Source organism: Mesorhizobium sp. M4B.F.Ca.ET.089.01.1.1, assembly GCF_004022605.1.
Classification (GTDB): Bacteria; Pseudomonadota; Alphaproteobacteria; order Rhizobiales; family Rhizobiaceae; genus Mesorhizobium; species Mesorhizobium abyssinicae.
Map to the genome: position 1 here is coordinate 1 of NZ_RZOS01000369.1, position 5,838 is coordinate 5,838.

Below are 5,838 nucleotides of genomic sequence, written 5' to 3' on the forward strand. Positions count from 1 at the left end.
ATCGGCAGCCGGCCGGCAACTTCCGCCATCGGCGCGAGCAGCGGCAGGCCGCCGCGGTCGTCGGTGACGGTTTCATAGGCGATCGCCGTGACGCCCGAAGCCAGCAGCCCCTTGGTCTGGTCCGGATCCGGAGCGAGATGGAGATAGGTGTACAGGATCTGGCCGTCGCGCAGCTGCACCCATTCGTTGGGCTGCGGTTCCTTGACCTTGACGATCATGTCGGACTTGGCGAACACGTCGGCGGCCGTCTTGGCGATGGTCGCGCCGGCGGCGCGGTAGGCGTTGTCGTCGGCGCCGATGCCGGCGCCGGCGCCGGTCTCGACCAGCACTTCATGGCCATGCGCGACATATTCGCGGACGGAGCCAGGCGTCAGGCCGACGCGATATTCGTGGTTCTTGATTTCCTTGGGGCAACCGACGCGCATTTTCTGTCTCCTGATCCGGCCCTTTGCGGGCGCGTTCCCTGTATTGGTCGAGTGAACCATGAATCGGCCCGCAAGTGTTTGCGAATGCGCTTGCGAGAACGGGCGCACTTCGATAATCGTTGCGCGAGATCTCACTATTTTCGCAGGAAACACGAAGAATGCCGCTCGACAGGATTGATATCGCCATTCTGGAGGCTTTGCAGAAAGACGGGCGGATACCCAACGCCGCGCTTGCCGAGAAGGTCGGCCTGTCGCAATCGGCCTGCTCGCGGCGGCTCGACAATCTGGAGAAGTCGGGCACTATCCGCGGTTATCACGCGCGGCTGTCCAACGCCGCGCTCGGCCACCAGATGACGGCGATCGTGCATATATCGCTGTCGGGCCAGTTCGAGAAGACGCTGTCGGATTTCGAGGCGGCGATCAAGCGCTGCCCGAACGTGCTGTCCTGCCATCTGATGTCGGGTGAATACGACTACATCCTGCGCATCGCCGCGAAGGATCTGGTCGACTATGAGCGCATCCACAAGGAATGGCTGTCGGCGATGCCGCATGTGACGAAGATCAATTCGTCCTTCGCGCTGCGCGAGATCGTCGATCGGACGGCGGTCGGCTTGCGGCCGGAGATGGCCTAGGCGCCGCTAAGCGCCTGTGGCCTCCGTCACCACCTCGCTCATCGGGATGTCGTGCGGCTGCGGGTAGATGGTCGGGATGCGCTGCAGTTCGTAGCCGACGCCGATCACCAGCGGCCTGAACGGCATCGCCGCCAGCGTGCGATCGAAAAAGCCGCCACCGTAACCAAGCCGATACTTGCCGGGGTCGATGCCGACGATCGGCGAAATGACGATGTCGGGCAGGACCGGATCGCCCACAGCCGGGATCGGGATGTTCCAGACGCCTTTCTCCAACCGGTCGCCCGGTCTGTAGGCGCGGAAAACCAGTGGCTGCCCTTTCTCGATGACGACCGGCAGTGCGGTCCGCCCGCCGCGTTCGTTGATCGACGCCATCCAGGACCGCAGGTCCGGCTCGCCGCGGAAGGGCCAGTAGAGGCTGACCATGCGGCCGCCAATATCGCCGACCAGAGCGTCGAGGCCTTCGGCGATGCGCGTCGACATCGCCGCGCGGGCATCGGCGGAGACCGCAAGCCGCGCCCCGATCAGCCTCTCGCGCTCGGCCTTGCGCCAGCGTCTGACATCGGTCCAGTCGGTCAGCGGCGCCAAGAACTGCGGATCGAGTTCATGCATGAAACAGGGCGGGGAGGCGTATTGGGCCGGGCCCTGCTCGTCACGATCATCAGCCATGCTTCACTCCTGTATTCCGGCAGTGACGCTATACCTCGTGCAAACCGGTCGACATGTGCATTCACGACATCCGGCGGCGAGTCCCGGGCAATGGGACGGCCTTCCGCTATTGTTGCAATGCACAATAATACCTAGATTGGGTCCGGTGGATTTGCTTGGCGAGGTAAGTGAATGAACGAAGCCAGCCATCATGTCGTGGTCGTCGGCGCGGGGTTCGGCGGCCTTGAATTGACCCATGCGCTCGCCGGCGCGCCGGTGCGCATCACCATGATCGACAAGCGCAACCATCACCTGTTCCAGCCGCTGCTCTACCAGGTGGCGACCACCTCGCTGGCGACCTCCGAGGTTGCCTGGCCGATCCGTCATCTGCTGCGCAAGCGCAAGAACGTGACGACGCTTCTGGGCAACGTCACCGGCGTCGACCGCACTGGCAAGCGCGTGCTGCTCGAGGATGGCAGCGCCGTTGCCTTCGACACGCTAGTGGTCGCCACCGGGGCGCGCCACGCCTATTTCGGCCATGACGAATGGGAGCCGTTCGCTCCCGGGCTGAAGACGCTGGAGGATGCCACGACGATCCGGCGCCGCATCTTGCTCGCCTTCGAGCAGGCCGAGCGCGAAACCGATGCGGCGAGGCGCCAGGCGCTGCTGACGCTGGTCATCGTCGGCGGCGGACCGACCGGCGTCGAACTTGCCGGCACCATCGCGGAACTGGCGCATGACACGCTGCGCGACGAATTCCGCAACATCGACACCAGGCAGACGCGCGTGGTGCTGATCGAGGCCGGCGATCGCATCCTCGCCAACTTCGCGCCGCAGCTCTCCGCCTATGCCCAGAAGGCGCTGGAACGGCTCGGCGTCACGGTCGAGCTCGGCCAGGCGGTCACTGAGCTGGATGCGGATGGCGTCGTCTTTGGCGACAAGCGCCTGCCGGCAAAGACAATTCTGTGGGCCGCCGGCGTTGCCGCCTCGCCGGCGGCGGAATGGCTGGGAGCGAACGCCGACCGGGCGGGCAGGGTGCAGGTCGAACCCGATCTCACCGTGCCGGGCAGCCCCGAAATCTTCGTCATCGGCGATACCGCGCATGTCTTGCGCCCGGACGGAAAACCGGTGCCGGGCGTGGCGCCTTCCGCGAAGCAGGAGGGCCGCCACGTCGCCGCGACGATCAAGGCGCGGCTCGCCGGCGATACGACTTCGCGTCCCTTCCGCTATCAACATGCCGGCGACCTGGCGACGATCGGCAAGCGCGCGGCCGCGATCGACTTCGGCTGGATCAAGCTCACCGGTTGGCTTGCCTGGTGGCTCTGGGGCGTTGCCCACATCTATTTCCTGATCGGATTTCGCAACCGGCTCGCGGTCTCGCTTAGCTGGCTATGGATCTACTTCACCGGCCAGCGCAGCGCGCGGCTGATCACCCAGGGCGACGACGACAAGAGCTGACGTCGCGCCGGCGCCCGTTTCATCGACACGTCACCTTGTCGTGATCGACAGGCATTTCGCCGGACATGGACTCATGCGTCTTTCACCGGCAAGCTCCGCGCTCGCTGGCAGGGGTGTCGCGTTGTCGAAGAGGAGAAAACAATGTCACGACTGCCCGTCTCCCGTCGCGAATTCCTGGCCGGTGCCGCCGCCACCGGGGCGCTGATCATGCTGCATCCTTTCTCGGCCCGCGCCGCGGCCAATCAGGCGCATCTCAGGATCATGGAGACGACCGATATCCACGTGAACGTGCTGCCTTATGACTACTACGCCGACAAGGCGAACGACACGATGGGCCTGTCACGCACCGCCTCGCTGATCGACGCGGTGCGCAAGGAGGCAACCAATGCGATGCTGATCGACAATGGCGACCTTTTGCAGGGCAACCCGATGGGCGACTACATCGCCTACGAGAAGGGCCTGAAGGACGGCGATCTGCATCCGATCATGAAGGGCATGAACCTGCTCGGCTACGAGTGCTCGACGCTCGGCAACCACGAGTTCAATTATGGCCTGTCGTTCCTCGACAAGGTGCTGGCCGGCGCCAATTTCCCCTTCGTCTGCGCCAACCTGATCCGCGGCACCGCGCTTGCCGCCAACCCGCGCGACGACAAACTCTACCTCAAGCCGTATGTCATCCTCGACAGGAAGATCAAGGACGGGTCGGGCGCCGAGCAGCCGATCAGGATCGGCATCATCGGTTTCGTGCCGCCGCAGATCATGGTCTGGGACCTGAAGAACCTCGAAGGCAACGTGAAGACGCGCGACATCGTCGAGGCGGCAAAGGCCTGGGTGCCTGAGATCAAGGAGGCGGGAGCCGACATCGTCATCGCGCTGTCGCATTCCGGCATCGACATCAAGCAGGGCGACATGATGGAGAACGCCTCCTTCTTCGTCGCCGGCGTCGAGGGCATCGATGCCGTCTTCACCGGTCATCAGCATCTCGTCTTCCCCGGCAAGAAGGATTTCCAGGCGCTCGATGGCGTAGATACCGGCAAGGGCATGCTGCAAGGCAAGCCGGCGGTGATGGGCGGCTTCTGGGGCTCGCATATGGGTCTGATCGACCTGCTATTGGAGCGCGACGGTTCGAAATGGCGGGTCGTCTCCGCAACCTCGGAGGCGCGGCCGATCTACGAGCGGGTCGACAACAAGAACAAGGCGACCGTCGGCGACGACAGGCGCATCATCGCCGCGCTCGAGCAGGACCATGAGGCGACGCTCGCCTATGTGCGCCGTCCCGTCGGCAAGACCTCCGCGCCGCTCTATTCCTATTTCGCGCTGGTGGCCGATGATCCGTCGGTGCAGATCGTCAACCAGGCGCAGAGCTGGTACCTGAAGGACATACTGAAGAGCACGCAGTGGAAGGACGTGCCGCTCCTGTCGGCGGCCGCACCCTTCAAGGCGGGCGGGCGCAGCGGCGCCGACTACTACACCGACGTCCCGGTGGGCGACATCGCCATCAAAAACGTCGCCGACCTCTATCTCTATCCCAACACTGTGCGAGCTGTCGAAATCACCGGCGCGCAGGTCAAGGAATGGCTGGAGATGTCGGTCGGCATCTTCAACCGGATCGAGCCCGGCAAGGCCGACCAGCCGCTCATCAACACCGACTTCCCGTCCTACAATTTCGACGTGATCGACGGCGTCACCTACAAGATCGACCTTTCGCAACCGCCGAAATACGATGCCAAGGGCGGGCCGGCGAATGCCTCCAGCCGCATCGTCGATCTGATGTTCGACGGCAAACCAATTGATCCCGCGCAGAAATTCGTCGTCGCGACCAACAACTACCGCGCCGGCGGCGGCGGCAATTTCCCGGACATAAACGCTTCGAAGATCATCTACGAGGCGCCGGACGCCAACCGCGACGTGATCGTGCGTTACGTCATCAGCGAGGGCACGATCAATCCGTCGGCGGACGACAACTGGTCGTTCGCGCCGCTGCCCGGAACCAGCGTGGTGTTCGACACCGGCCCGAGGGCAAAGAATTTTATCGGGCAGGTGAAATCGCTGAAGATCGAGCCGGCGGGTGAGGGCGATGCGGGCTTCGCCAGATACCGCATCCTCCTCTGACGCGGGTCATGTCTGTGTCGGGCCGGCTCTGCCGGCCAGACACTCAGGCCTTGTAGACCACCTGGCGGACATCAATGTAGCTGGCGCGGAAGCCGGCTTCGCAATAGTGCAGATAGAACTCCCAGAGCTTCTTGAAGCGATCGTCGAAGCCGAGCGGGACGATCTTTTCCCACGAGCCCCAGAAACGCTGGCGCCACTCGGCGAGGGTGCGGGCATAGTCCTGCGGGAAGACGCGCTCGCGCAGATGCGCGAGGCCGTGATCCTTGCCGAGAGCCTTGAGGATCGAGGGTGTCGGCAGCATGCCGCCAGGGAAGACATAGCGCTGGATGAAATCGGGGCGCGCGCGATACGCCTCGTAGGCGGCCTCGTTGATGGTGATGATCTGCAGGCCGGCCGTGCCGCCGGGTTTCAGGCAGGTCTTCATCTTGCCGAAGAACACCGGCCAGTATTTCTCGCCGACCGCCTCGAACATCTCGATCGATGCGATCCGGTCGTAAGTGCCTGCCTCGTCTCGATAGTCCTGCAGCTTGATGTTGACCTTGTCGGCAAGCCCGGCTTTCTGGATA

General features: G+C 63.9%; 5 protein-coding genes and 1 pseudogene. 3 read left to right on the plus strand and 3 right to left on the minus strand.

The window, feature by feature from the left end:
- Nucleotides 1-425 (minus strand): annotated as a pseudogene (locus EN780_RS25885) (alanine dehydrogenase); the annotation flags it as partial.
- Nucleotides 426-583: 158 nt separating this feature from the next.
- Between EN780_RS25885 and EN780_RS25890 the strand changes: the two are divergent.
- Nucleotides 584-1,057, plus strand: a complete 474-nt coding sequence (locus EN780_RS25890) for an Lrp/AsnC family transcriptional regulator (protein WP_126054644.1) — start codon at nucleotides 584-586, stop codon at nucleotides 1,055-1,057.
- A gap of 6 nt (nucleotides 1,058-1,063) precedes the next feature.
- Here EN780_RS25890 and EN780_RS25895 read toward each other — a convergent pair whose 3' ends face one another.
- Nucleotides 1,064-1,723, minus strand: a complete 660-nt coding sequence (locus EN780_RS25895; protein WP_128275712.1) for a 5-formyltetrahydrofolate cyclo-ligase — start codon at nucleotides 1,721-1,723, stop codon at nucleotides 1,064-1,066.
- A 171-nt stretch (nucleotides 1,724-1,894) separates the two neighbouring features.
- Here EN780_RS25895 and EN780_RS25900 point away from each other — a divergent pair, with 171 nt between their 5' ends.
- Together EN780_RS25900 and EN780_RS25905 are read left to right on the plus strand one after the other, a co-directional pair.
- Nucleotides 1,895-3,160 carry an NAD(P)/FAD-dependent oxidoreductase gene (locus tag EN780_RS25900; RefSeq protein ID WP_128275713.1) on the plus strand — a complete coding sequence of 422 codons (1,266 nt, stop codon included), beginning with the start codon at nucleotides 1,895-1,897 and terminating at the stop codon, nucleotides 3,158-3,160.
- A 141-nt stretch (nucleotides 3,161-3,301) separates the two neighbouring features.
- Nucleotides 3,302-5,272: a bifunctional 2',3'-cyclic-nucleotide 2'-phosphodiesterase/3'-nucleotidase gene (locus tag EN780_RS25905; protein ID WP_128275714.1), complete on the plus strand. Its 1,971-nt coding sequence runs from the start codon at nucleotides 3,302-3,304 to the stop codon at nucleotides 5,270-5,272.
- A gap of 43 nt (nucleotides 5,273-5,315) precedes the next feature.
- Here the strand turns inward: EN780_RS25905 and EN780_RS25910 are convergent.
- Nucleotides 5,316-5,838, minus strand: a 523-nt coding sequence (locus EN780_RS25910) for a cyclopropane-fatty-acyl-phospholipid synthase family protein (protein WP_133372716.1), incomplete at its 5' end; no start/stop codon positions are given.

Coding starts and splice junctions, on each gene's coding strand:
- EN780_RS25890 (WP_126054644.1), top strand. CDS start 584: ATGCCGCTCGACAGGATTGATATCGCCATTCTGGAGGCTTTGCAGAAA.
- EN780_RS25900 (WP_128275713.1), top strand. CDS start 1,895: ATGAACGAAGCCAGCCATCATGTCGTGGTCGTCGGCGCGGGGTTCGGC.
- EN780_RS25895 (WP_128275712.1), bottom strand. CDS start 1,723: ATGGCTGATGATCGTGACGAGCAGGGCCCGGCCCAATACGCCTCCCCG.
- EN780_RS25905 (WP_128275714.1), top strand. CDS start 3,302: ATGTCACGACTGCCCGTCTCCCGTCGCGAATTCCTGGCCGGTGCCGCC.